Here is a 25,392-nt window from a genome sequence, read left to right on the forward strand (position 1 = left end):
ACTGGATAGTGTTTAACTATAAGACAATAAAACTGTTTCTTCATCGTTTAAAAATGGTTAAGTCCTCGACCGATTAGTATTGGTCCGCTCCATACATCGCTGTACTTCCACTTCCAACCTATCTACCTGATCATCTCTCAGGGGTCTTACTCACTTACGTGATGGGAAATCTCATCTTGAGGGGGGCTTCACGCTTAGATGCTTTCAGCGTTTATCCCGTCCACACATAGCTACCCAGCGATGCTCTTGGCAGAACAACTGGTACACCAGCGGTGTGTCCATCCCGGTCCTCTCGTACTAAGGACAGCTCCTCTCAAATTTCCTGCGCCCGCGACGGATAGGGACCGAACTGTCTCACGACGTTCTGAACCCAGCTCGCGTACCGCTTTAATGGGCGAACAGCCCAACCCTTGGGACCGACTACAGCCCCAGGATGCGATGAGCCGACATCGAGGTGCCAAACCTCCCCGTCGATGTGGACTCTTGGGGGAGATAAGCCTGTTATCCCCAGGGTAGCTTTTATCCGTTGAGCGATGGCCCTTCCATACGGAACCACCGGATCACTAAGCCCGACTTTCGTCCCTGCTCGACTTGTAGGTCTCGCAGTCAAGCTCCCTTCTGCCTTTACACTCTACGAATGATTTCCAACCATTCTGAGGGAACCTTTGGGCGCCTCCGTTACACTTTAGGAGGCGACCGCCCCAGTCAAACTGCCCGTCAGACACTGTCTCCCAGCCAGATCATGGCTGAGGGTTAGAGTGGTCATACAGCAAGGGTAGTATCCCACCATTGCCTCCACCAAGACTAGCGTCCTGGCTTCATAGGCTCCTACCTATCCTGTACAAGCTGTACAAACACTCAATATCAAACTGCAGTAAAGCTCCATGGGGTCTTTCCGTCCTGTCGCGGGTAACCTGCATCTTCACAGGTACTATAATTTCACCGAGTCTCTCGTTGAGACAGTGCCCAAATCATTACGCCTTTCGTGCGGGTCGGAACTTACCCGACAAGGAATTTCGCTACCTTAGGACCGTTATAGTTACGGCCGCCGTTTACTGGGGCTTCAATTCTGAGCTTCGCTCGAGAGCTAACCCATCCTCTTAACCTTCCAGCACCGGGCAGGCGTCAGCCCCTATACGTCATCTTTCGATTTAGCAGAGACCTGTGTTTTTGATAAACAGTTGCTTGGGCCTATTCACTGCGGCTGACCAATTGGTCAGCACCCCTTCTCCCGAAGTTACGGGGTCATTTTGCCGAGTTCCTTAACGAGAGTTCGCTCGCACACCTTAGGATTCTCTCCTCGACTACCTGTGTCGGTTTGCGGTACGGGCAGATTGTTTCTAACTAGAAGCTTTTCTTGACAGTGTGACATCGGGAACTTCGATACTTAATTTCTCTCCCCATCACAACTTGTCCTTAATAGAGGCAAGCATTTGACTCACCTCAAGACTTGTTGCTTGGACGCACATATCCAACAGTGCGTATTCCTTAGCCTACCGTGTCCCTCCATTGTTCAAACAAAACAAACTGGTACAGGAATCTCAACCTGTTGTCCATCGTCTACGCCTATCGGCCTCGACTTAGGTCCCGACTAACCCTGGGAGGACGAGCCTTCCCCAGGAAACCTTAGTCATTCGGTGGACGGGATTCTCACCCGTCTTTCGCTACTCATACCGGCATTCTCACTTCTAAGCGCTCCACCAGTCCTCACGGTCTAGCTTCGACGCCCTTAGAACGCTCTCCTACCATAGAACCTAAGTTCTATCCACAGCTTCGGTGTTATGTTTAGCCCCGGTAAATTTTCGGCGCAGGGTCACTCGACTAGTGAGCTATTACGCACTCTTTAAATGATGGCTGCTTCTGAGCCAACATCCTAGTTGTCTAAGCAACCCCACATCCTTTTCCACTTAACATAAACTTTGGGACCTTAGCTGGTGGTCTGGGCTGTTTCCCTCTCGACTACGGATCTTATCACTCGTAGTCTGACTCCCGGATATAAATCAATGGCATTCGGAGTTTATCTGAATTCGGTAACCCGAGAAGGGCCCCTAGTCCAAACAGTTGCTCTACCTCCATGATTCTAATTCCGAGGCTAGCCCTAAAGCTATTTCGGAGAGAACCAGCTATCTCCAAGTTCGATTGGAATTTCTCCGCTACCCACACCTCATCCCCGCATTTTTCAACATACGTGGGTTCGGTCCTCCAGTGCGTATTACCGCACCTTCAACCTGGACATGGGTAGATCACTTGGTTTCGGGTCTACGACCACATACTCATTCGCCCTATTCAGACTCGCTTTCGCTACGGCTCCGTCTCATCAACTTAACCTCGCATGGGATCGTAACTCGCCGGTTCATTCTACAAAAGGCACGCTATCACCCATTAACGGGCTCTAACTACTTGTAAGCACACGGTTTCAGGTGCTGTTTCACTCCCCTTCCGGGGTTCTTTTCACCTTTCCCTCACGGTACTGGTTCACTATCGGTCACTAGGGAGTATTTAGCCTTGGGAGATGGTCCTCCCGGATTCCGACGGAATTTCTCGTGTTCCGCCGTACTCAGGATACTGATCAGAGTGAACAAAGTTTCAGTTACGGGGCTTTTACCCTCTTCGGCGGACCTTTCCAGGTCGCTTCTCCTACTTCGTTCATTTATGACTCTATGTGTTCAGTCCTACAACCCCAGAAAGCAAGCTTTCTGGTTTGGGCTATTCCCGTTTCGCTCGCCGCTACTCAGGGAATCGATTTTTCTTTCTCTTCCTGCAGGTACTTAGATGTTTCAGTTCTCTGCGTCTACCTCTATTGACCTATGTATTCAGTCAATAGTAACACCCGATAAAGAGTGTTGGGTTTCCCCATTCGGAAATCTCTGGATCAAAGCTTACTTACAGCTCCCCAAAGCATATCGGCGTTAGTCCCGTCCTTCTTCGGCTCCTAGTGCCAAGGCATCCACCGTGCGCCCTTATTAACTTAACCTATGGTCATGTTAACTATTCCATTCACCCTAAGGTGAAGAAATACATTAAAAAATAAAACGCGATGTTTTCTTGGTTTCTTGCTTTTCTTACATGTTAAACACTATCCAGTTTTCAAAGAACAACTACTTACTTTCTGAGAAGATTAGACCTCTCAAAACTAAACAAAGTAAAACAACTGTGACGGTTCCGTTATATCCTTAGAAAGGAGGTGATCCAGCCGCACCTTCCGATACGGCTACCTTGTTACGACTTCACCCCAATTATCTATCCCACCTTAGGCGGCTGGCTCCCAAAAGGGTTACCTCACCGACTTCGGGTGTTACAAACTCTCGTGGTGTGACGGGCGGTGTGTACAAGACCCGGGAACGTATTCACCGCGGCGTTCTGATCCGCGATTACTAGCGATTCCGGCTTCATGCAGGCGAGTTGCAGCCTGCAATCCGAACTGAGAATGGCTTTAAGAGATTAGCTTGACCTCGCGATCTTGCGACTCGTTGTACCATCCATTGTAGCACGTGTGTAGCCCAGGTCATAAGGGGCATGATGATTTGACGTCATCCCCACCTTCCTCCGGTTTATCACCGGCAGTCTCACTAGAGTGCCCAACTGAATGCTGGCAACTAATAATAGGGGTTGCGCTCGTTGCGGGACTTAACCCAACATCTCACGACACGAGCTGACGACAACCATGCACCACCTGTCACTTTGTCCCCGAAGGGAAAGCTCTATCTCTAGAGTGGTCAAAGGATGTCAAGACCTGGTAAGGTTCTTCGCGTTGCTTCGAATTAAACCACATGCTCCACCGCTTGTGCGGGTCCCCGTCAATTCCTTTGAGTTTCAGCCTTGCGGCCGTACTCCCCAGGCGGAGTGCTTAATGCGTTAGCTGCAGCACTGAGGGGCGGAAACCCCCCAACACTTAGCACTCATCGTTTACGGCGTGGACTACCAGGGTATCTAATCCTGTTTGCTCCCCACGCTTTCGAGCCTCAGCGTCAGTTACAGACCAGAGAGTCGCCTTCGCCACTGGTGTTCCTCCATATATCTACGCATTTCACCGCTACACATGGAATTCCACTCTCCTCTTCTGCACTCAAGTTCTCCAGTTTCCAATGACCTTCCCCAGTTGAGCTGGGGTCTTTCACATCAGACTTAAAGAACCGCCTGCGCTCGCTTTACGCCCAATAAATCCGGACAACGCTTGCCATCTACGTATTACCGCGGCTGCTGGCACGTAGTTAGCCATGGCTTTCTGGTTAGATACCGTCAGGGGATGAGCAGTTACTCTCATCCTTGTTCTTCTCTAACAACAGAGTTTTACGATCCGAAAACCTTCTTCACTCACGCGGCATTGCTCCGTCAGACTTTCGTCCATTGCGGAAGATTCCCTACTGCTGCCTCCCGTAGGAGTCTGGGCCGTGTCTCAGTCCCAGTGTGGCCGATCACCCTCTCAGGTCGGCTACGTATCATTGCCTTGGTGAGCCATTACCTCACCAACTAGCTAATACGCCGCGGGTCCATCCATAAGCGGTAGCCGAAGCCACCTTTCATCTGTCTGCCATGCGGCAATCAGAATTATGCGGTATTAGCATCCGTTTCCGAATGTTATCCCCCACTTATGGGCAGGTTACCCACGTGTTACTCACCCGTCCGCCACTCCTCTACTATCGAGTGCAAGCACTCAATAGTAGAAGCGTTCGACTTGCATGTATTAGGCATGCCGCCAGCGTTCGTCCTGAGCCAGGATCAAACTCTCATAAAAGTTGAAGCAACCCGTTAGGATTGTTTCGCTTTTTAACGATGCTTGAAGCTCATTAAAATGACTTGCTAGCGAATAATTATTCACTTTGTTTCTTTTGGTTCGACCCTTGGCCGAACCGCCGTTCACAGTTTGTTGTTTTACTTTGTTCAGTTTTCAAAGGTCTAATTTGTTTGTGCTGTCGTTTTGACAACTTCTAAATATTACCAGAAGTTACTTAACTTGTCAACACTAAACTTAATTTTTTTTGTATTTTTATTCATTTTTTTAAATAAATTATATTTTTATTGCACACACATCTTATCACGTTGTCTATTAACAAGTCAATGTGAATATAAACTTATTTATTATTAACATATCCATAAATTCGTTTGCCAACAACTCATATTACTTTACAGAATAAACTAGATTTTGTCAATTGTTTTTAACTTACCTTTTATTTCATTACCTGCTTTTAACTCTCTCTCTTCTACAAATAAAAAAAGCACATAAATCTCACAATTGAGATCACATGCTTCTAGTATTTTCTTAACGACGGACTTCTTTAATACGAGCTGCTTTACCATGTAATGCACGCAAGTAGTATAATTTAGCGCGACGTACTTTACCAAAGCGAATAACTTCGATTAATGCTACACGAGGAGTGTGTAATGGGAATGTACGTTCCACACCAACACCATTAGAAATTTTACGAACAGTATATGTTTCGCTAACTCCAGCTCCACGACGTTTAATTACTACGCCTTCAAATAATTGGATACGTTCTCTAGTACCCTCAACAATTTTAGCGTGAACACGGACAGTATCTCCTGGACGGAAAGCAGGGATATCTTCGCGCAATTGTTCGTTTGTAATTGATTCAATTAAATTCATGTTTTTTCTCCTTCCAACAAACATTCATATGTCACCATTTGGACACAGCGGAATATCGTTATTTCAGCAGGTTTTTCCCACTTACCAAAATAGTCTACCACATTCTAAAAAGAGTGTAAAGTAGTTTTCCTTATTTTATCCTGAATAATTCATAGATTTTTTCAAAAGCTACTTAATGTGTGTTGTAGCGCTACTTTTTATTTAATTTTCTTGCACCCTTTGGGTGTGAAAAAAGAACCCCAATCTGTTATGGTTAAAGTGACTAAACTAAACCATGAAAGGGGTTCTCTCAATGGCTACATTACACGAAAATCACTTAATTTTCAATTCTCAAATGTCAATCTCAAATAATGGAGGAAATCTTCCAACGGATTCCGGATTAATTTTGGCCAAAGAGTTCATGCACAAAATTAATTTTACAAAAGTATTAAAAGAAAAACTTACTATTAACGATAACCGTCTTTATTATAAGCATGATAATTATTCAATTATCGAACAATTACTATTCCAGTTGATTGCAGGATATAAGACAGATTCTTCAGCTGATATTTTATCGAAAGATCCAATCTTCCAAAGTGTTTTAGGCAAAGAAAGACTCGCTTCCCAGCCGTCAATATCTCGTTTGTGGGATCGACTAAGCCAAGAAAATATTGATCAATTACAAGAAGTAAATCAAGTTTTAATTGATAAAGTTCGAACAACTCGTAATACAAATGAACTAATTTTCGATTTAGACTCAACACATTCAGATACATTTGGTTATCAAGAAAACACAAATTATAATGCACACTATCAAACGAATGGTTATCATCCGTTGGTTGCTTTTGATGGCTTAACAGGAGATTTTTTGAAAGCAGAACTGCGTTCTGGTAATGTTTATACCTCTAATGGTGTGGGAGATTTTGTTCGTCCACTTTTCGAACATTATCAAGAAACAACACCTGTAAATACAATTCTAGTTCGAGCAGATAGTGGTTTTGCAACTCCCGATCTTTATGAAATATGTGAAGAATTTCAAAGTTTTTATGTTATTCGTTTAAAATCAAATCGTAACTTAGGAAAAATTGCTGAGCAATTTGTATTTATAGATGATAACCATGACTGGACTAAAAAAGAAGTTCGTTATATTTCTACAATCTATCAAGCAAAGAGCTGGAAAAAACCAAGAAGGCTTTGTATCAAATCGACACGTGAAGCTAATGAACTGATCGCTCGACATGAGTTCGTCCTAACTAATCTATCAGAAAATACCTCTGCAGAAATAGTTTTTGGAACTTACTCTAAAAGAGGAACGATGGAGAACTATATCAAGGAAGCTAAGAATGGATTCTATTTCGATAAAACGGATAGTCCAAGATTTTTAGAAAATCATGCCCGTATGATGTTAAGCTTACTAGCTTATAATATTATTAATTTCATGCGAACACTCTGTTTTACAAAAGAAACCAAAGGTTTCCAAGTTTCAACTATTCGGTTGTTCTTGTTTAAAATAGCAGGCAAATTTGTTCGTTCAGGAAGAAAGACAGTCATAAAACTCAGTTCGTATCATGTTCACCAAGAACTCTTTTATAAAATTCTACAGAATATTCAGTATTTAAGGTGGCGATAATAAGCAAACTGGCCTAATTTTTAAAATATAGATATATTTCACGGTATCAGTCTGTCCAAAAAGCTACAATTTCCAGTTAAAAGGTAGTGATTTATAAAAAAAGAAGTAAAGAACAAAAAAACAGTAAAATAATTTCGTGAGAAATAACAAATAACAAGATATACTAGATTTTTGAAAAGTATGAATCATTCAGGTTTATAATAGATTCGTTTCTTTTTTAATATCATCTAGCCACTTCTTCTGATCTTTCGTAAAGATTGTTTCTGTCAGCATGTCTGGTCTTCTCAAATAAGTCCGACGCAACGACTCTTTTTCTTGCCATTCTGCTATTTTTTTATGGTTTCCACTAATTAGGACATCAGGTACTTTCATACCACGAAATTCTGCAGGTCTTGTATATTGAGGATGCTCCAATAAACCTGTTGAATGAGAATCGGTTTTAGCAGACTCATCATTTCCTAATACTTCTGGTAACAAACGAACAGCCGCATCAATCAGAACCATCGCTCCTAACTCTCCGCCAGTTAGAACAAAGTCTCCCAATGATATTTCATCCGTTACTAATGTACGTATTCTTTCGTCATAACCTTCGTAATGGCCACATATAAAAACTAAGTGACTTTCCTCAGATAATTCTTCAGCAAGACTTTGTGTAAAAGGAACACCTGCTGGATCTAACAAAATAACTCTTTTAATTGTCTCAGGATTTTCAGTCTCGATTGCATCTAGCCCACTAAATATTGGCTGAGCAGTCAATAACATACCTGCACCTCCACCGTAGGGATAATCATCAACATTGCGGTGTTTGTTTTCAGAATAATCCCGAAAATTTCTTATTTTAACATTCAACAATTTTTTTTCTATTGCTTTACCAATAATTGATTCCGTCAGAGGCCCTTCAAACATTCTAGGAAATAAAGTTAAAATATCAATTTTCATTAATCTATTAACCCTTCCATCACGTGAATAGTAACTAACTCATTTTCCAAATCAACTTTTAATACAATGTCTTCTATATAAGGAATCAATAAGTCTTTACCGTTTAATTGTTTTATCACCCAAACATCATTCGCTCCTGGTGACAATACTTCTGTAATTTCACCTAATACTTGTCCTTTTTCATCTTGGACAGATAAGCCAATAATTTGATGCAAGTAAAATTCATTTTCTGGCAAATCACCCATTTGTTCCTCAGTTATTTTTAAAATTCCATCACGGTATTTTTCTACATGGTTAATGTTAGAATGATTTTCAAATGATACGATATCAAATATTTTGTGTTTCCGATGACTAGCAACTACTAATTCTATCGTTTTATTGCCAGGTTGATCGAGTAATAATATTGCACCCTTTTTATAACGTTTTTCTGGAAAGTCTGTTCTTGAAATAACCCGTACTTCCCCTTTAATGCCTTGAGTGTTTACAATTTTACCTACATTATACATTTTAGTCATAGTATCCCTCAATTCTTTTTTAATATTATTCTAGTCATTTTTTATTGTACCATACGTTTTGTTTGAAAATTTATTATACAAAAAAGAAAAAAACCATTCCTTAGAAATGGTTTCTTGCTTCAAGAATTTTCACTATTTTGAATAATTAGCCTAATGCGTTTTGGTCCTTCAACCTTAACACTGTAGATAATCGTTCGAATAGCTTTTGCTACGCGACCTTTTTTCCCTATTAAACGTCCTATATCATCAGGATGAACAGACAACTGATATTCTAAAAAATCATCTTTTTCAACAACATCAATAATCAGTTTCTCCGGATAACTAACAAGTGGACGAACAATGGTAAGAATTAACTCATTCATGTCAGCCATAGTTCTCATCCTTTTTATTTACTATTTTTTGAATCATGGAATTTTTTCATAACGCCTTCTTTTGAAAGGATGTTACGTACTGTATCAGATGGTTGCGCACCTTCGGCTAACCATTTCAATACTAATTCTTCGTCCAATTTCACTTCAGCTGGACTAACAACTGGGTTGTATGTGCCTACAGGTTCGATAAAGCGTCCATCACGTGGAGCGCGAGAATCTGCAACTACTATACGATAAAACGGATTTCTTTTAGAACCCATACGTTTCAAGCGGATTTTTACTGCCATATTTATTACACCTCCATTAACTATCTCTCAATAAGTATATTAACAGGAAATTTCATCCTTGTAAAGTGTTTTTTCTTTACAGTCTTTTTTTTATTTTTTTTAGGTTCTAACGTTTCTTTTTATTTTTCTTTTTGACTTTCTTTTTATTTTTACGAACCATAGAATTCATTGCCATTTTACCTATTTTACCTTTGACACCTTGACCAAACATTCCATCCATACCATCAAAATTTCCTTTAGTCATTTTACTCATCATTTTTTTTGATTCGTTAAATTGTTTAATCATACGGTTAACCTCTGCAATCGGTCTTGCTGAACCTCTTGCAATTCTACGTCTTCTACTTTGAGATAAAATATCAGGACTTTTTCGCTCTTTGGGTGTCATCGATAAAACGATAGCTTTCATACGAGACATATCTTTTGGATCTATTTGTAAATTTTCAAGTCCTGGAGCATTGCTCATACCTGGAATCATCTTAAGGATATCTTCTATCGGTCCCATGTTACTTACTTGATCCATTTGATCAATAAAATCATTAAAATCGAAACTGTTATCTTTTAATTTTTTTGTCATTTCTTCATTTTTCTTTTCATCAAAATCCTGCTGGGCTTTCTCAATCAGAGTAAGCATATCTCCCATACCAAGAATTCGATTTGCCATTCTATCAGGATAGAATGGTTCTAGTGCATCCAACTTCTCACCTTGACCAACAAATTTAATTGGTTTCCCAGTAACTGAACGAATAGAAAGAGCTGCTCCACCACGAGTATCGCCATCTAGTTTTGTCAAAATGACACCCGTGATATCTAGTTGTTCATTAAAAGATGCCGCTACATTTGCAGCTTCTTGACCTGTCATAGCATCTACTACTAAGAAGATTTCTGTAGGGTTTACAGCAGCTTTAATGTCTATCAACTCAGTCATCAATGTCTCGTCTATTTGCAAACGTCCAGCCGTATCAATAATAACGAAATCAAGATGATCTTCTTTAGCTTTTTGGATCCCTTGCTTAGCAATTTCTACCGGACTAACTTGATCTCCCATTGAGAATACCGGGATATCTAATTGTTCTCCTAATGTTTCTAACTGTTGAATAGCAGCTGGACGATAAATATCAGCTGCTATCATCATAGGACGTTTGTTTTGCGTTTTTTTCAAATGGTTTACTAGTTTTCCAGCCGTTGTTGTTTTACCTGCTCCTTGTAAACCGACCATCATAACGACTGTTGGAGCTTTAGCTGCCATTTGAATGGTACTTTGTTCGCCACCCATTAAACTTGTTAGCTCTTCACTAACGATTTTTAGTATTTGTTGACTTGGCGAAAGACTTTCTAATACTTCTGAGCCTATTGCGCGCTCGCTAACAATTTTCACAAAATCTTTTACTACTTTAAAGTTAACGTCTGCTTCTAATAAGGCTAATCTTACCTCTCGCATCATTTCTTTTACGTCTGTTTCAGATACCTTACCTTTACGACGCATTTTTGCCATTGCATTTTGTAATCTTTCTGATAATCCTTCAAATGCCATTTAATTCACCATTCCTTTATTCTACTGATTCTTTTTTTAACTGTTGAATATAGTTTTCTGCTACTTTATCATTTGGATAATGGGCCTTTAAATAATTAGAGAACTCATTAAGCGTTTCTTCTGTTTGATTAAAATTCTCTACTAGATGTAGTTTTTTTTCATAATCAGTTAAAATTTGTTCTGTTCTACGAATGTTATCATATATTGCTTGTCGGCTCACATCAAAATCTTCTGCGATTTCACCTAAAGAATAGTCATCTGCAAAATAAAGCAACATATATTTTTGTTGCTTTTCAGTAAGTAAAGATCCATAAAAATCGAATAACGCATTCATGCGGTTCGTTCGTTCCATTTCCATTTTAACTCTTCCTTCTTTATCCGGCTTATTTTCACAGTGAGTTTCATTATTACACTTCTTAAGCGTACTCATTATCGGTTAAATAGTCAATACTTTTAAGCTGTTTCCTCTCTATTCCCAACAAGTGTAAGTAATTCATTTAAATAAAAAAAGAATCCTTATTTAGATCCTTTTTTTATTTAAAACTATTCGATTACATTGAATCCTTAATCAAGCCGCTAAATAACCCGTAAATGTATTCGCCTGGATCAAACTCTTGCAAATCATCTACTGCTTCACCCAAGCCAACAAGTTTAACCGGTATATCTAATTCCTTACGAATAGCTAAAACAATACCACCTTTAGCTGTTCCATCTAGTTTTGTTAAAACAATCCCGGTTACGTTCGTTGTTTGTTTAAATTGTTTAGCTTGAACCATAGCATTTTGACCAGTCGTTGCATCCAAAACTAATAATACCTCATGTGGGCCATCAATAATTTCTTTTTCGATAACGCGCTTCATTTTTTCTAGTTCATTCATTAAATTAACTTTATTTTGCAAACGACCAGCTGTATCCACAATCAAAACATCTGCTTGTTGTTTTTTAGCCTGACGCACAGCATCAAATACAACAGCTGCTGGATCGCTTCCGGCTTTACCGGTCACAACTTGGGCTCCAACTCGCTCGCCCCAAACAACTAATTGTTCGATTGCTCCTGCTCTAAAGGTATCACCAGCAGCTAGAACAACAGTTTTACCTTCTGTTTGATAGCGTTTGGCCATTTTACCAATGGTAGTTGTTTTACCTACACCGTTTACACCTACGACCAGAATAACGGTTAAACCATCTTTGTTAAAATTAATTTCTGGTTTTTCTGTATTATCTTTCTCATAAATTTCAACCATTTTTTCGATGATAACTTGTTGTACTTCACCTTGACTTTTAGCATTTTTCAATTTAACCTCTTGACGTAGCGCGTTACTGATTTCCATTGATGCGTCGTACCCAACATCTGCGCCAATAAGAATTTCTTCTAATTCCTCAAAAAAATCTTCATCTACTGTTCTAAAATTTGCAAATAATTCGTTCATTCGATTTGAAAAAGATTTTCTTGTTTTTTCTAATCCTTTTTCATATTTCTCTGTTACTTCGGTTGTTTCAATTTTTTCTTCCCCTGTAAAGGCTCGTTTTATTTTATCAAAAAATCCCATTGTCTTACCTCTTTTCTTTTTTATAGTCGCATTCACTTATTCAACTTATCTATTTATTGAAGAGCAAACTTTTGAATAGCATATGCAACACCATGGTCATTATTATTTTTAGTTATAAATTGAGCAATTTCTTTTATTTCAAAAGTGGCATTTTCCATGGCGACTCCCACTCCAGCAAACTCAATCATTGCAAAGTCATTCGCCTCGTCACCTATGGCCATTACTTCATGAGAGGCGATTCCTAAAAGATCACAAAGAACAGAAATCCCTTTGCCTTTATCTACCTCTTTGTTCATCAATTCAAGTAAAATTGGTCTAGATTTCATTAAAGTAAATTTTTCGAAAAACTCTAAAGGTATTTTTGTAATGGCCTCATCTAAAATTTCTTCTTTATAACAAAAAACAACTTTATTTATAGCCATATCTTCAGAAAGTTCTTCAGAAGTAACAGTGACAAAGGGCAATGCGTTCATTACTGTCGAATACAATGACTCTCTTCCCAATGGATAAGGAGGCTCGTATACTTTTTCTAAATCAATAAAATTACAAGGAAGATTAATGTCTTGGCTTAATTTATACAATTCCTGAGCTTCTTGTTTTGATAATGTTTTCTGAGATAAAATTTCTCCAGTATCCGTTTTTTGAACTAACCCACCATTATAAGTAATACAGTAATCTCCTGGCTCTCTCAAATCTAACTCTTCCAAATAATGTGCCATCCCTAAAAGTGGTCTCCCGGTGCACAAGACAACTTTTATCCCCCTTTTTTTTGCTTCGTAAATAGCCTGTTTGTTCTCATTGGATATTATTCGATCTTTCGTTAATAAAGTACCGTCTAAGTCTATCGCAATTAATTTGATCATCTAATCTTCGACTCCTTCGTGTTTATTTCATTGCATTTATACTCCCTCGTTCAGCTTCTTCTAATCGAACAGAGACAATCTTAGATACACCAGATTCTTGCATCGTTACACCATACAAAACATCCGCTTCTTCCATTGTACCTTTACGATGAGTAATAACAATAAATTGCGTATCTCTATCAAATTCATTTAAGTATCGGCCAAAACGGACGACATTTGCTTCATCTAATGCTGCTTCAACTTCATCTAAAATACAAAAAGGTACAGGTCTAACTTGAATGATAGCAAATAGCAGTGCAATTGCAGTAAAGGCTCTCTCTCCACCAGACAGTAAACTTAGCTGCTGTAATTTTTTACCTGGTGGTTGAACAATAATTTCAATTCCAGTAGTTAGTACATTCTCTGGATCTGTCAAGCGTAGTTCAGCCATCCCACCACCAAACATTTGGGGAAAGACTTTGCTAAAACGAAAGCGAATAGCATTAAACGTCTCTGTAAACCGAAGAATCACTTCTTCATCCATTTCATTCATTGTTTCGTACAAGCTTTCCTTAGCTCCTAGTAAATCATCACGTTGCTCTACTAAAAAGGTATACCGATTATAAATACGTTCAAATTCTTCAATCGCACCTAAGTTAACGTGACCCAGTTCTTGAATGCTTAATTTGAGTAATTTAACTTTTTGTGCTGCTTCTTCTGTTTTTATTGTTGGTGTGTGATGTTGTTTAGCACTTTCAAAAGTTAGGTTGTATTCTTCACTTAAATAAACTAATCGATTATCCATCCTAACGTCATTTCTATTCACTGAAACTTCTACTTTTGTTTTTTGTTCAACTACATATAGCTGTTGATTATTTTTTAAAGTAACTGTTTGTTCTACTTGATTTAATCGTTCCTGAAGCAAGAGTAATTTTTCTTTGTGGAGAATCAGAGAATGTTCTACTTGTTCTTTTTCTTTTTTTAACTTGGAAGATTTAGCTATTAAATCACTCTCAGAAAGTTTTTGATCCCCATTTGATTGAGAAATTTCTTGGATAAATAACCTTAACTTATCTACCTCTTTTTGTCCTATCTCTAATTGATTATCAATCCTATTATGCTCATTTTTCAAACTTGTCATTTGTTCTTTAATAGTTGCAGATGAAGTCATTAATTCTTGAACCTTTTGTAGAATGGTGGCTTGTAACTTTTCTCTTTCTTCATCTTGAGAAGAAACCATCTCAATTTGTCGTTTGGTTTGATCCATTTTATCTTTTAGTATGAAAGATTCTTTTTTTATGGCCTCTAGACGTTTCACATAAGTATTTTCTTCTTGTCTCTCTTCTTGTTCTTCAAATCGATTACCTTTTAATTCTCTTACTAAACGAGTAAATTTTTCAACAATAACGGTGTGTGCATTTTTTAATTCTTGATCTTTTAGTCGCTGTTGTTCGCCTAACTCTCGTACTTTTTCTAATTTCTCTTCTTCTTTTATCACTGTTTGTTTTAGCTGTTGAACCTCTGTTTCTTTAGTTAATAACTTATTTTCCATTTGATCAATCTGCTTACTTAATGTAGCCAGTTCGTTTTTTCGAGAAAACAGGCTGCTTTGGTTCCCTTTTTTACTTGCTCCACCGGTCATAGAACCACCAGCATTCATAACATCTCCTTCGAGAGTTACGACACGATAGCTAAATTGAATCATTTTTGCAATACTATTGGCAGACTCTAAATCTCTAGCTACAATAGTCGTACCTAATAAGTTTTGGATAATTGACGAGATTTCTTTAGGATAACCAACTACTTCAGATGCTATCCCTATAAAACCTGCACTGTTTTTAACCTTTGTCTCAACTGAAAGTGGTAAATGACGTGATTTTATAGTTGTTAAAGGCAAAAATGTTGCACGACCAGAGCGTTTTTGTTTCAAAAAATTAATTGAGTTACGTGCACTTGTCTCATCTCGAACAATAATATTTTGCGAAGCGGCTCCTAATGCAATATCAATAGCTATTTCACTTTCTTTAGGAACGCTAATTAACTCAGCAACGGCTCCAACTACTCCACCAATCTTAACTTTATGTTTCAGTATCTCTTTTACGCCTTGATAAAACCCAGTATAATCATCCGTTAGTTCCTGTAAACTTTCTTTTTTTGCTTTAGCTTGTTGAACCACTCGTAATGCATCAAACATTTTTTTATTTTCATTTTCTAAAATTACACGTTTGTCTTGAACGGTTACTTGTTGTTCTTGATAATGTAAAATCTTCTCTGCAATTTCTTGTTGAATCGCCTTCATGTCTGAAGTCGTTCTTGTTAACTTTATTTCAGATTGTTCTTTTTCTAATTCTAAAGCAGCTATTCTAGCAGTGGATTTCATTTTTTTTTGTGAAACTTGATTAAGACTTTTTTCTAGATAGTTTTGTTCGTTTCGTAAACTTGTTTGCTCTTGCATTAAATCGATATAATTGCTACGAAGTTGTTCCCTAATTTCTTTACTATCAGAAGCTAACATTTGCTGTTCTTTTTGAGCTTTCTTTAACTGAGAATGACCTATTTTCTGGTCTTCACTTTTTTTTGTTATTGTTATAGTTACTTGTTTTAATTCTTCAGTCAATTGTTCGACTTTTTCTTTGGCTAATTGCCTTTGTTGTTCATGTTGTTGTCGATTTTTTTTTGTATGTTTAGATCTTTCATTTAAAACTTGTTTTTTCCCTTCTAATTGTTCATAGTGTTGCAGAATTTTCATTAAAGAATTTTGTTCGCTGTCTATTATTTCAGTTACCTTATTTTTTTCATTTTTTAATTCTAATAGTTCTTTCTCTAATTCAACACTTATCTTTTGCATTTTATTTAGCTGTTGATTAAAAGAGTCAACTTCTTGATTTTGACTCTCCGCTTGCTTCTTTAATTGTTCTATTTCTACAACCGTTAAAGCGATTTCTACATCACTTAACTGCTTTTTTTGCAATAGGTAATCTTTTGCAATACTGCTTTGTATTTTTAATGGTTCAATCTGGCTATCTAATTCATATATAATATCTTGAACACGACTTAAATTATCTTCTGTTTCTGCTAGTTTTTGTTCAGCTTTTTTCTTGCGTGTTTTATATTTAAAGACTCCGGCTGCTTCTTCAAAGATAGAACGACGATCTTCAGGCTTACTATTAAAAATAGTCTCTACTTTCCCTTGCGAAATAATCGAAAAGGATTCTTTCCCTAGCCCAGAGTCCATAAATAACTCTACGATATCTTTTAATCTACAAGCTTGTTTATTGATAAAAAACTCACTATCTCCATTGCGATGCAACCGTCTTGTAATATTTATTTCTGCAAAATCTAAAGGTAGAAAATGATCTTCATTTTCTAAAACTAAGGTTACTTCTGCAAAATTTAACGGTTTACGCAAATCTGTTCCCGCAAAAATAATATCATTCATTTTTCCTCCACGTAAACTCTTTGCGGATTGCTCTCCTAAAACCCAACGAATAGCTTCAGTAATATTACTTTTCCCACTACCATTTGGTCCAACTACCGCTGTGACGCCTTCGTGGAAGTCAATAATTGTTTTCTCCGCAAATGATTTAAAACCAGTGATTTCAATTCGTTTTAACTGCAAATGAACTTTCTCCTTTCTCAATAAGTACATGAATTAAGGATAAGCTAAACATTCTAGCTTATCCTTAATTCTATTATTGGCCTTGTAAATTCAACAAAGCATTTTCTGCAGCAACTTGCTCAGCTGCTTTTTTTGTTCGTCCTTGACCTTGTCCCAATATTTGTCCTTCTGCGCTGACTTCAACAACAAAAGCCTTTTGATGAGCTGGCCCGATTTCTTCGACTAATTGATAATCAATTGTTATTTCGCCTTTTTTCTGCAAATATTCTTGCAGATTCGTTTTATGATCCATCACATGTGAGAAAGCACCGGATTGTATTTTAGGAAACATAGTCTGGTTTAGAAACTCCAATACTTTAGTAATTCCTTGATCCAAATACAAAGCACCAATAAAAGATTCAAATAAATCACAAAGAAGGGCTGGTCTTTTTCTACCATCCATTCGCTCTTCGCCTTTGCCTAAACGGATATAATGATCGAAACCACAATCTTTAGCAAATAAGCTCAAGCTTGCCTCACAGACAATTCTTGCTCTTAGTTTTGTTAGATGTCCTTCTGGCAGTGTAGGATAATGCTCAAAAAGATATCTTGAAATAATCAATTCTAACACAGCATCACCTAAAAACTCGATACGTTCGTTATCTTTTATATTTTGATTCCTGTGCTCATTCACATATGATGAATGAGTAAATGCCTCTTCTAGATAAGCAGTATTATTAAATGAGATGTTAAAATCATCTTTAAGTTCTTTTAAAAATAGTTCATTCATCTTTTTTCTCCTCCCAAGCAGACTTGCCAAACTAGTACTAGTATACTGCTTTTTCAACTAAAAATAAATAGTTTCATTTTCCGTCCACGAACTCCCATCTTACTATACTTTTTACTTAACTTAAATAAAATCAAATTAAAACACTAAAAAGACTTTTGATAAAAGAAAAAATTCTTTACCAAAAGTCTTCTAGGTTACTATTAATTTAGATTTGCATTGATATAGCTTACTGCATCTCCAACAGAAGAGATGTTTTCTGCATCATCATCAGAAATTTCTGTCCCAAAAACATCTTCTAATTCCATTACCAATTCTACAATATCAAGTGAGTCTGCTCCTAAATCATCTTTAAATGTCATTTCAAGAGTGACTTTTTCTTCATCAATACCAAATCGTTCAACAATTATTTTTTTAATTTTTTCAAACGTTTCATTCTTTGACAATCCTTACACCCCCGTTTGGCTTTTTTGTTATACTTTTTTTACGTATCAGACATGTTTATTTTACAGATAGTTAAAGATAAAGTCTAGCTTTTTTGTATTTTACTCTTTAAATCCCTTCATCTTGTTTTGCTTCAAAATGAGTGACAAGATCATCAATAACTTTTGAAGCTAACATTTCATGAATTTGTTTAATTGTAAAGTAAACCGCTTCTTTTCCAGTTGAGCCATGTGTTTTAACAACAGGCGCTTTAATTCCGAATAGTACTGATCCTCCATGTTTAGAATAATCTAATACATCTTTCATTTCAGACAAACTATCTTTTAGTAATAGACCACCCAATTTAGCTTTAGTACCGTTATCGTAAACAGCTGATTTTAATAATTTCATCATTGACATCGCAGTACCTTCAATCGTTTTCAAGACAGCGTTCCCAGTAAATCCGTCTGTGACGACAACATCTGCAACTCCGCTTAAAATATCACGAGCTTCTACATTCCCAATAAAATGAATCATTGGCTCATTTTTTAAAAGTTGGTAGGCACGTTTAGTAAGGTCATTACCTTTGTTTTCTTCTGTCCCATTATTTAATAAGCCAACAGTTGGTTTTTTTATTCCTTGCACCAATTTAGCATATTCACTACCTAGAACAGCATATTGATGGATATTTTCAGGTTTAGAATCTGCATTTGCACCGACATCCATTAAATTGAACCCTTTTTCTGAATCCGTAATCACTGGTAAAGTAACTAGCAAGCCCGGACGATCAATTCCTTTAATACGTCCAATAATCAATAATCCAGCTGTTAAAAGTGCTCCTGTATTCCCCGCTGAAAAAAGAGCATCTGCTTCTTTATTTTTTACAGCTTGTGCCGCTAAAACCATTGAAGCGTTTTTTTTACGACGAATAGATCGAATAGGATCATCTTCACTCTCTATTTTTTCATCTGTATGAACAATTCTGATATTTGTTTCATTTGATAAATAAGGTTTAATTGCCTCTTCTTTTCCGTATAAAATAAATTCCATATCTTTAAATTCATTCGCTGCAAGCACAACACCTTCGACTATTGCTTTAGGTGCGTTATCTCCACCCATTGCATCTACTGCAATTTTCACACTTTATTCCTCCTTGTTTATCCTTTAAACGATTCTTTTTATAGATTTTACGGTTCCTACTTCATTTTAGTATTAACGAATAGTTTTAACAATACTTATCAGTTAAAATTTTGTTCAGATAACTGTTCCAAGCCAAGTGATTTTCGTAACTGTGAATACTTTGGGTCAATCATAAATTTAGGATTATTAACCAGTTCTGTCGCTTCTTGTCTAGCGGCTTCCAATGCTCCAAAATCGCCAATAATATCTCCTACTTTAAAATTGGGTAATCCAGATTGTTTTGATCCAAATAAGTCTCCAGCACCTCTTAATTCCAAATCCTTTTCACTTAAAACAAATCCATCTAGTGTTTCAGTCATTATTTTCATTCGTTCAATACCTGTTTCACTTTTAGGATTAGCTACTAAAATACAATAGGATTCCTTATGCCCGCGTCCTACCCGACCTCTTAGTTGATGTAATTGAGATAGCCCGAAACGATCTGCGTCGTAGATAACCATTGTTGTAGCATTCGGCACGTTAACTCCAACCTCAATAACCGTCGTAGAAACAAGAACAGCTAATTTATTTTCTTTAAATTGATGCATCACTTGTTCTTTTTCTGCTGATTTCATTTTACCATGTAATAATCCGACTTGATAACGTGTTGCATAATAAGCCGATAGCTTCTCATAAATATCTGTCGCATTCTTTACGTCTAACGTTTCTGATTCTTCTATTAGCGGACAAATCACGTAAGCTTGAGAACCTAATCTTAATTGACGCTCCATAAATTCTAATGTCAGCTCAAAATTTTTAGGTCTAGTCCAAGTTGTCTCTATTGGGATTCGTCCAGCCGGTAACTCATCGATAATGGAGACATCCATTTCTCCATACGTTGTAATGGCTAATGTTCTTGGAATCGGCGTCGCAGTCATAAATAAAACATCGGGTTCTTTACCTTTATCTCGCAATATTTTCCTTTGATTTACTCCAAAACGGTGTTGTTCGTCCGTTATAACTAAACCTAATCGAGAAAAATAAACATCTTTTTGAATTAATGCGTGGGTTCCAATGATAATATCTAATTGACCATTTTCTAACTCTTCTAAAATAATCCGACGTTCTTTTACTTTAGTTGAACCTGTCAAGAGTGCAATTCTAACTTCTAAAGGATCAAATAGCTGACTTAAACTTTCCATATGTTGTTCTGCAAGAATTTCAGTGGGAACCATCAATGCAGATTGATACTTTGCATTTGCAGTTGCAAACAAGGCTATAGCTGCGACAATTGTTTTCCCACTTCCAACATCCCCTTGCAGTAACCTATGCATGTGCATAGGTTCTTTTAAATCCGTACAAATTTCATTCACAACCCTTTTTTGAGCCTTTGTCAGTTCAAAAGGTAAAGAAGCGATGAAACGTCTTAGATCCTTAACATCGTACTTTATTTGTAACCCATAACCAGCTGCTTTTTGCTTTTTCCTCAGACTCTGAAGTTTAAGTTGATACAATAAAAACTCTTCAAAGATAACTTCTCTTCTAGCTTGTTTTGATTGCTCTTGTGAAGTAGGAAAATGCATACCATATACCGCTTCATTATGAGATATCAGCCGATACTTTTCTTTTAATTCATTAGGTACATTTTCTGGAATCAATTCATGGTAATTTTGATAAGCTTTTTTTACTAATTCAAAAATCGTTTTTTGCTTTATCCCTTTATTTGCTTTATAAATAGATTCAAAATCGTTTGTTGAATCTCCTGAACTCGTTCCTAGGATTTTAATGCCCGTCAAACTTTTACGCTTAGCGTCCCACTTACCAAACACCGCTAATTCTTCGCCCAAAACAATTTTATTTTTTAAATAAGATTGATTAAAAAAAGTAATTGAAATGACTGCGTGTTCGATGATCAAACGAAAAGATAAACGATTTTTTTTAGGTCCAAAGCGACTAACAACGGCTTCGGAGACAACATTTCCTTTTAACGTCACCTTTTCTTGATCTTCTATCTCTAATAAATTTTTTTCTTGAATATCTTCGTAACGAAAAGGAAAATGAGAAAGCAAATCTAAAATCGTAAAAACGCCTAATTGATTTAACGCTTCTTGACGCTTTTGTCCAACCGAAGGAAGAACAGATACTGAATCATAAATCTTTTTCCCCATAGTTGTTCATCTCCTCTCCATCACTTTTTAAGGTTTTTACTTAAAATTTTAAAAATAGACAACAATAGTAAAAATAAAATACTATCGTTGTCTATTTCATTTAATTTATTCTACTGATAATAAGTATGGATAAACAGGCTGTTGTCCTTCGTGAACTTCAACTTCTACCTCTTGAAATTCTTGACTAATTTCACCAGCTATTTCATTAGCTTCGTCCATATTACCATCTTCTCCTAGTAAAATAGTTACAATTTCACTTTCATCAGTAATCATCATTTTAAGTGTTTCTAGCGCGGCCTCTTTACGATTTAGTTTAGAAACTTTAATTTCACCATCAATTATTCCCATGAAATCATCTTTTTTGATACTAATACCTTCTATTTCTGTATCGCGAACAGCATTAGTGATTTGACCACTTATAACATTCTCTAATTCCATACTCATTTCTTTTTTGTTTGTTTCCATATCATTTAACTCATTGAAAGCCAGCATGGCTGTCATCCCTTGAGAAACCGTTTTACTTGGAATAACAACTACCTCTAATTCACTAACTTCTGCAGCTTGATCAGCAGCCATAAATATATTTTTATTATTTGGTAAAATAATAACTTTTTCAGCATTGATAGCATCAATTGCTTTCAATATATCTTCTGTACTAGGGTTCATTGTTTGTCCCCCACTGATAACGTAACCCACACCTAAGCTTTTAAACAGATTTTGTACTCCTTCACCAGCAGCGACAGCTATTATACCATAAGGCGTTTTTTTGCTAGGTGCTTTAGAAGCAGTTGGTTTTTCATTATCTAAGATTGTTTCATGTTGTTCACGCATATTATCTACCTTGATTTTTACAAGTGAGCCAAATTCTTGACCATAATTCATCACTTCGCCAGGATATTCTGTATGGACATGAACCTTAACAATTTCATCATCTGATACGACTAAAAGAGAATCGCCAATTTCATTTAAATGATTGCGGAAAGTATCATAGTCAAAGTCTTGTTTGACTGTCTCTCCATCACCAATTTTGACCATGATTTCAGTACAATAACCAAATTTAATGTCTTCTGTAGCAATATGATTCGAGACGCTACGGTGGTGTTCTGCATTTACCATATCACTCATTTGTTCTGGAGAAGGTTGGTACTCTTCGTCTTCATTGACTTTACCTGATAATACTTCTAAGAATCCTTCATAGATAAATAAAAGACCCTGTCCTCCACTATCTACTACACCAACTTCTTTTAAAACAGGCAATAAATCAGGTGTTCTTGCTAAAGATTTTTTCGCTTCACGAACAACTGCTTCCATTATTACAACAACGTCATCAGTAGATTTAGCTTGTAGTTCACCAGCCTTTGCTGATTCACGTGCTACAGTTAAAATAGTTCCTTCAACTGGTTTCATGACCGCGTTATACGCTGTTTGGACACCATTCATAAAAGCTCCAGCAAACTCTTTTGCTGTTACGGTTTCTTTGTTTTCAATCGCTTTACCAAAACCTCTAAATAATTGAGATAAAATAACTCCTGAATTTCCACGTGCTCCCATCAATAAACCTTTTGACAAAGCTGCCGCTAGTTCATTCATGTTATTTGACTCACAATTTTCAATTGCTTTTACTCCACTTGCCAATGACAAGTTCATATTTGTACCAGTATCTCCATCTGGAACTGGAAAAACATTTAATGAGTTAACATATTCAGCATTCTTATCTAAACGTTTGGCCCCAACTGCAACCATGTTGCGGAACTGTTTTCCTTCTAACTTTGTAACATTCACTACTATATCCTCCTTCATCACTTTCAATCAAAGTGACTACGACAAATTCTTTTTTTTAATCTTTTAAGACACGAACACCTTGTACATAAACGTTCACTGCTTTAGCAGAGATGTCTAACATTGTTTCTAAATCATACTTAACTTTTTCTTGTACATTACGGCTTACTTCAGAAATTTTAGTCCCATAACTAACGATGATGTAAACATCCACTATAACGCCATCATCTTCTTGACGTACAATTACACCACGCGAATAATTTTCTTTATTAAGAATATCATTTAAATTATCACGAATTTGATTTTTGCTTGCCATACCAACAATCCCAAAAATTTCAGTCGCTGCTCCTCCGACTACTGTGGAAATTACTTCGTTTGAAATATCAATAACACCAAATTGCGTTTTTATTTTAACTGCCATGGTAAAAATCCTCCTTTTTGCTAGTTAGCCATGAATTACTACTCCATATTTTATCATAGCTGGCTGAATATTAAAAGGTCTAAGGTGAAAACTCGCTGTTCTCTAATAGTAATAGGTAGTTATATTTATTAATTATTTTTTAAAATAATTATGCCACAATAAACTACTCGCTACTTTCTATGATTTTAGGCTGTCAAGTAAAATTCCTTGAAAGAAAAATCTTGCATATCTTCCCTAATTATGATAAATTATGAAAGTATGAGTGTATAGATTGAAGCCTTGCTTCGAGATATCGGCAAAGGAGGAAAGAATAATGGCTAAAGTATGTGTTATTACAGGACGCAAAGCAAAAAGCGGAAACAACCGCTCTCACGCTATGAACAAGACAAAACGTACATGGGGTGCTAACTTACAAAAAGTTCGCATTTTAGTTGATGGAAAACCTAAAAAAGTTTGGGTTTCTACTCGCGCTCTTAAATCTGGTAAAATTGAACGCGTTTAAAAAGTACAAAAAATAGAGTTGAGACAATTGTCTCAACTCTATTTTTTTAATCTTTACTTTGTATAACCGCTACCAGCCCTGTTTCAAAAGAGAACTGGCATTTTTTGTTTATAAACTCATTACTTGCTAAAGATTGAGGATAAGCGATATCTGCTTTAGATAACTCATATTTCATACCTTTCAGTGTTAATTCCTTAACAGCGGTTAGGCAAACAAAAGCCAAATACTTTTTATCTTTCTCTTTTTCGATTTCATAGGTTCCGGGATTAAAATAAGACAAGTTATTTTTATTGTCAATAATGTTTATTTTAGATAAGTGAGGATAAAAAGCTGGTTGAAAAACAAGCCATAAATTATTTAATAAATGATCCAATCTTCCTCCCGTAGCACCATACAACGTTACTTCTTCAGGAGAAAACTCCCCAAACGCTACTCTAACAGCTAACTCTGTATCTGTTGCATCTTTTTCCGCTGGAAATTGACGCACGTCTTTTACTTCGTTTTTTAAATATTCTAGTTCCACAGAGGTAATAGAATCAAAATCACCCAAAGCTAAAATAGGTTTAATGCCGTAATCCAATAGTCTCATAGCACCTCTATCCACACCAATCCAGATTAAGTTATCAGATAAACTATTTTTAATATTTGGTAGATAACTCTCTGGGCCGCCAACCATTATCGCAATTTTAACCATCTCGTCGCACGGCATCTTTTAAAGTCATCAATCGTTCTACTGGATTTTTTGCACCGTAAATATAAGAACCAGCTACAAAAACATTTGCACCTGCATCTTTACATATTTTAGCCGTTTCAGGTGAAATACCGCCATCAACTTCGATTTCAAAATGGTACCCTTTATCTTTTTTTAGTCTATATAATGAGGCAATTTTAGAAACTGTCTCCTTAATAAAACTTTGACCACCAAAACCAGGATTAACAGTCATGACTAAAACCATATCCACTTCACTTAAAATGGGCATAATAGATTCAACTGCTGTCCCAGGATTAATAACTACGCCTGCTTTGACACCTTGATTTTTAATCAATTGAATAGCACGATGAATATGAGGCGTACTTTCTACATGGACTGTAATAATATCTGCTCCTGCTTTAGCAAAATCTTCAATAAAATTTTCAGGATTTTCAATCATTAAATGACAATCTAATGGTAATTTCGTTATCGGACGGATTGCGGAAACAATGTTCGCTCCAAAAGTTAAGTTTGGCACGAAATGCCCATCCATAACATCTACGTGGATGTAGTCCGCTCCTCCTTCTTCAACTAACCGAATGTCCCTTTCTAAATTCGCAAAATCTGCACTTAAAATAGATGGTGAAATTTTCAT

Annotated in this window: 20 protein-coding genes and 2 rRNA genes; 2 read left to right on the forward strand and 20 right to left on the reverse strand. The window is 36.8% G+C overall.

From position 1 onward, the window contains the following. Positions 1-53 precede the first annotated feature (53 nt). The 3 genes from B9Y54_RS10070 to rplS all read right to left on the reverse strand — a co-directional run bounded on the left by B9Y54_RS10070 (position 54) and on the right by rplS (position 5,605). Positions 54-2,974, reverse strand: a 23S ribosomal RNA gene (locus tag B9Y54_RS10070). Between the two features lie 203 nt (positions 2,975-3,177). Continuing rightward, positions 3,178-4,735 (reverse strand): 16S ribosomal RNA (locus B9Y54_RS10075). Together the 16S and 23S rRNA genes form the textbook arrangement of a ribosomal RNA operon. 525 nt (positions 4,736-5,260) lie before the next feature. Then, positions 5,261-5,605 carry a 50S ribosomal protein L19 gene (gene rplS, locus B9Y54_RS10080; protein ID WP_085560109.1) on the reverse strand — a complete coding sequence of 115 codons (345 nt, stop codon included), beginning with the start codon at positions 5,603-5,605 and terminating at the stop codon, positions 5,261-5,263. Positions 5,606-5,897: 292 nt separating this feature from the next. Here rplS and B9Y54_RS10085 point away from each other — a divergent pair, with 292 nt between their 5' ends. Then, the gene (locus B9Y54_RS10085) at positions 5,898-7,214 is read left to right on the forward strand and encodes an IS1380 family transposase (RefSeq protein WP_085560110.1); all 1,317 of its coding nucleotides are present in this window, start codon (positions 5,898-5,900) and stop codon (positions 7,212-7,214) included. A 195-nt stretch (positions 7,215-7,409) separates the two neighbouring features. On the opposite strand, the gene trmD is transcribed toward B9Y54_RS10085, so the two are convergent. From trmD to B9Y54_RS10160, 15 genes are all read right to left on the reverse strand, one after another. Next, a complete protein-coding gene (gene trmD / locus B9Y54_RS10090; protein ID WP_085560111.1) occupies positions 7,410-8,153 on the reverse strand; it encodes a tRNA (guanosine(37)-N1)-methyltransferase TrmD in 744 nt (247 codons plus the stop codon). Next, positions 8,153-8,668 (reverse strand): ribosome maturation factor RimM, encoded by a 516-nt coding sequence (gene rimM / locus B9Y54_RS10095; protein ID WP_085560112.1) that lies wholly within the window; start codon positions 8,666-8,668, stop codon positions 8,153-8,155. Before rimM ends, trmD begins: the two co-directional genes overlap by 1 nt. Positions 8,669-8,787: 119 nt before the next feature. Next, the gene (locus tag B9Y54_RS10100) at positions 8,788-9,039 is read right to left on the reverse strand and encodes a KH domain-containing protein (protein WP_085560113.1); all 252 of its coding nucleotides are present in this window, start codon (positions 9,037-9,039) and stop codon (positions 8,788-8,790) included. 14 nt (positions 9,040-9,053) lie between these two features. Then, entirely contained in the window at positions 9,054-9,326 is a 273-nt protein-coding gene (rpsP, locus tag B9Y54_RS10105) for a 30S ribosomal protein S16 (RefSeq protein WP_085560114.1), read from the reverse strand. 106 nt (positions 9,327-9,432) lie between these two features. Then, entirely contained in the window at positions 9,433-10,857 is a 1,425-nt protein-coding gene (gene ffh, locus B9Y54_RS10110; protein WP_085560115.1) for a signal recognition particle protein, read from the reverse strand. 16 nt (positions 10,858-10,873) lie between these two features. Further along, positions 10,874-11,215, reverse strand: a complete 342-nt coding sequence (locus tag B9Y54_RS10115) for a putative DNA-binding protein (protein ID WP_085560116.1) — start codon at positions 11,213-11,215, stop codon at positions 10,874-10,876. A 193-nt stretch (positions 11,216-11,408) separates the two neighbouring features. Beyond that, positions 11,409-12,407 (reverse strand): signal recognition particle-docking protein FtsY, encoded by a 999-nt coding sequence (gene ftsY / locus B9Y54_RS10120; protein ID WP_085560117.1) that lies wholly within the window; start codon positions 12,405-12,407, stop codon positions 11,409-11,411. A 53-nt stretch (positions 12,408-12,460) separates the two neighbouring features. After that, on the reverse strand, positions 12,461-13,270 hold the full coding sequence (yidA, locus tag B9Y54_RS10125; protein WP_085560118.1) for a sugar-phosphatase: 810 nt from the start codon (positions 13,268-13,270) through the stop codon (positions 12,461-12,463). Between the two features lie 22 nt (positions 13,271-13,292). Next, on the reverse strand, positions 13,293-16,868 hold the full coding sequence (smc, locus tag B9Y54_RS10130) for a chromosome segregation protein SMC (protein ID WP_085560119.1): 3,576 nt from the start codon (positions 16,866-16,868) through the stop codon (positions 13,293-13,295). A gap of 73 nt (positions 16,869-16,941) precedes the next feature. Next, positions 16,942-17,637: a ribonuclease III gene (rnc, locus tag B9Y54_RS10135; protein ID WP_085560120.1), complete on the reverse strand. Its 696-nt coding sequence runs from the start codon at positions 17,635-17,637 to the stop codon at positions 16,942-16,944. Between the two features lie 200 nt (positions 17,638-17,837). After that, positions 17,838-18,080, reverse strand: a complete 243-nt coding sequence (locus B9Y54_RS10140; protein WP_085560121.1) for an acyl carrier protein — start codon at positions 18,078-18,080, stop codon at positions 17,838-17,840. Between the two features lie 106 nt (positions 18,081-18,186). After that, positions 18,187-19,197, reverse strand: coding sequence for a phosphate acyltransferase PlsX (gene plsX, locus B9Y54_RS10145; RefSeq protein ID WP_085560122.1), 1,011 nt, complete (start codon positions 19,195-19,197; stop codon positions 18,187-18,189). A 98-nt stretch (positions 19,198-19,295) separates the two neighbouring features. Beyond that, positions 19,296-21,344, reverse strand: a complete 2,049-nt coding sequence (recG, locus tag B9Y54_RS10150) for an ATP-dependent DNA helicase RecG (protein ID WP_085560123.1) — start codon at positions 21,342-21,344, stop codon at positions 19,296-19,298. A gap of 105 nt (positions 21,345-21,449) precedes the next feature. Further along, entirely contained in the window at positions 21,450-23,126 is a 1,677-nt protein-coding gene (locus B9Y54_RS10155; RefSeq protein WP_085560124.1) for a DAK2 domain-containing protein, read from the reverse strand. Positions 23,127-23,181: 55 nt separating this feature from the next. Beyond that, positions 23,182-23,544 carry an Asp23/Gls24 family envelope stress response protein gene (locus tag B9Y54_RS10160; protein WP_085560125.1) on the reverse strand — a complete coding sequence of 121 codons (363 nt, stop codon included), beginning with the start codon at positions 23,542-23,544 and terminating at the stop codon, positions 23,182-23,184. A 313-nt stretch (positions 23,545-23,857) separates the two neighbouring features. Here B9Y54_RS10160 and rpmB point away from each other — a divergent pair, with 313 nt between their 5' ends. Beyond that, positions 23,858-24,046 (forward strand): 50S ribosomal protein L28, encoded by a 189-nt coding sequence (gene rpmB, locus B9Y54_RS10165; RefSeq protein ID WP_034550470.1) that lies wholly within the window; start codon positions 23,858-23,860, stop codon positions 24,044-24,046. Between the two features lie 46 nt (positions 24,047-24,092). Here rpmB and B9Y54_RS10170 read toward each other — a convergent pair whose 3' ends face one another. Together B9Y54_RS10170 and rpe are read right to left on the reverse strand one after the other, a co-directional pair. Then, the gene (locus B9Y54_RS10170; protein WP_085560126.1) at positions 24,093-24,740 is read right to left on the reverse strand and encodes a thiamine diphosphokinase; all 648 of its coding nucleotides are present in this window, start codon (positions 24,738-24,740) and stop codon (positions 24,093-24,095) included. Beyond that, complete coding sequence (gene rpe, locus B9Y54_RS10175) at positions 24,733-25,392, reverse strand: ribulose-phosphate 3-epimerase (protein ID WP_085560569.1); 660 nt, start codon at positions 25,390-25,392, stop codon at positions 24,733-24,735. The genes B9Y54_RS10170 and rpe overlap by 8 nt, the downstream gene beginning before the upstream one ends.

Source organism: Carnobacterium iners (genome assembly GCF_900177385.1).
GTDB classification, from domain to species: domain Bacteria; phylum Bacillota; class Bacilli; order Lactobacillales; family Carnobacteriaceae; genus Carnobacterium_A; species Carnobacterium_A iners.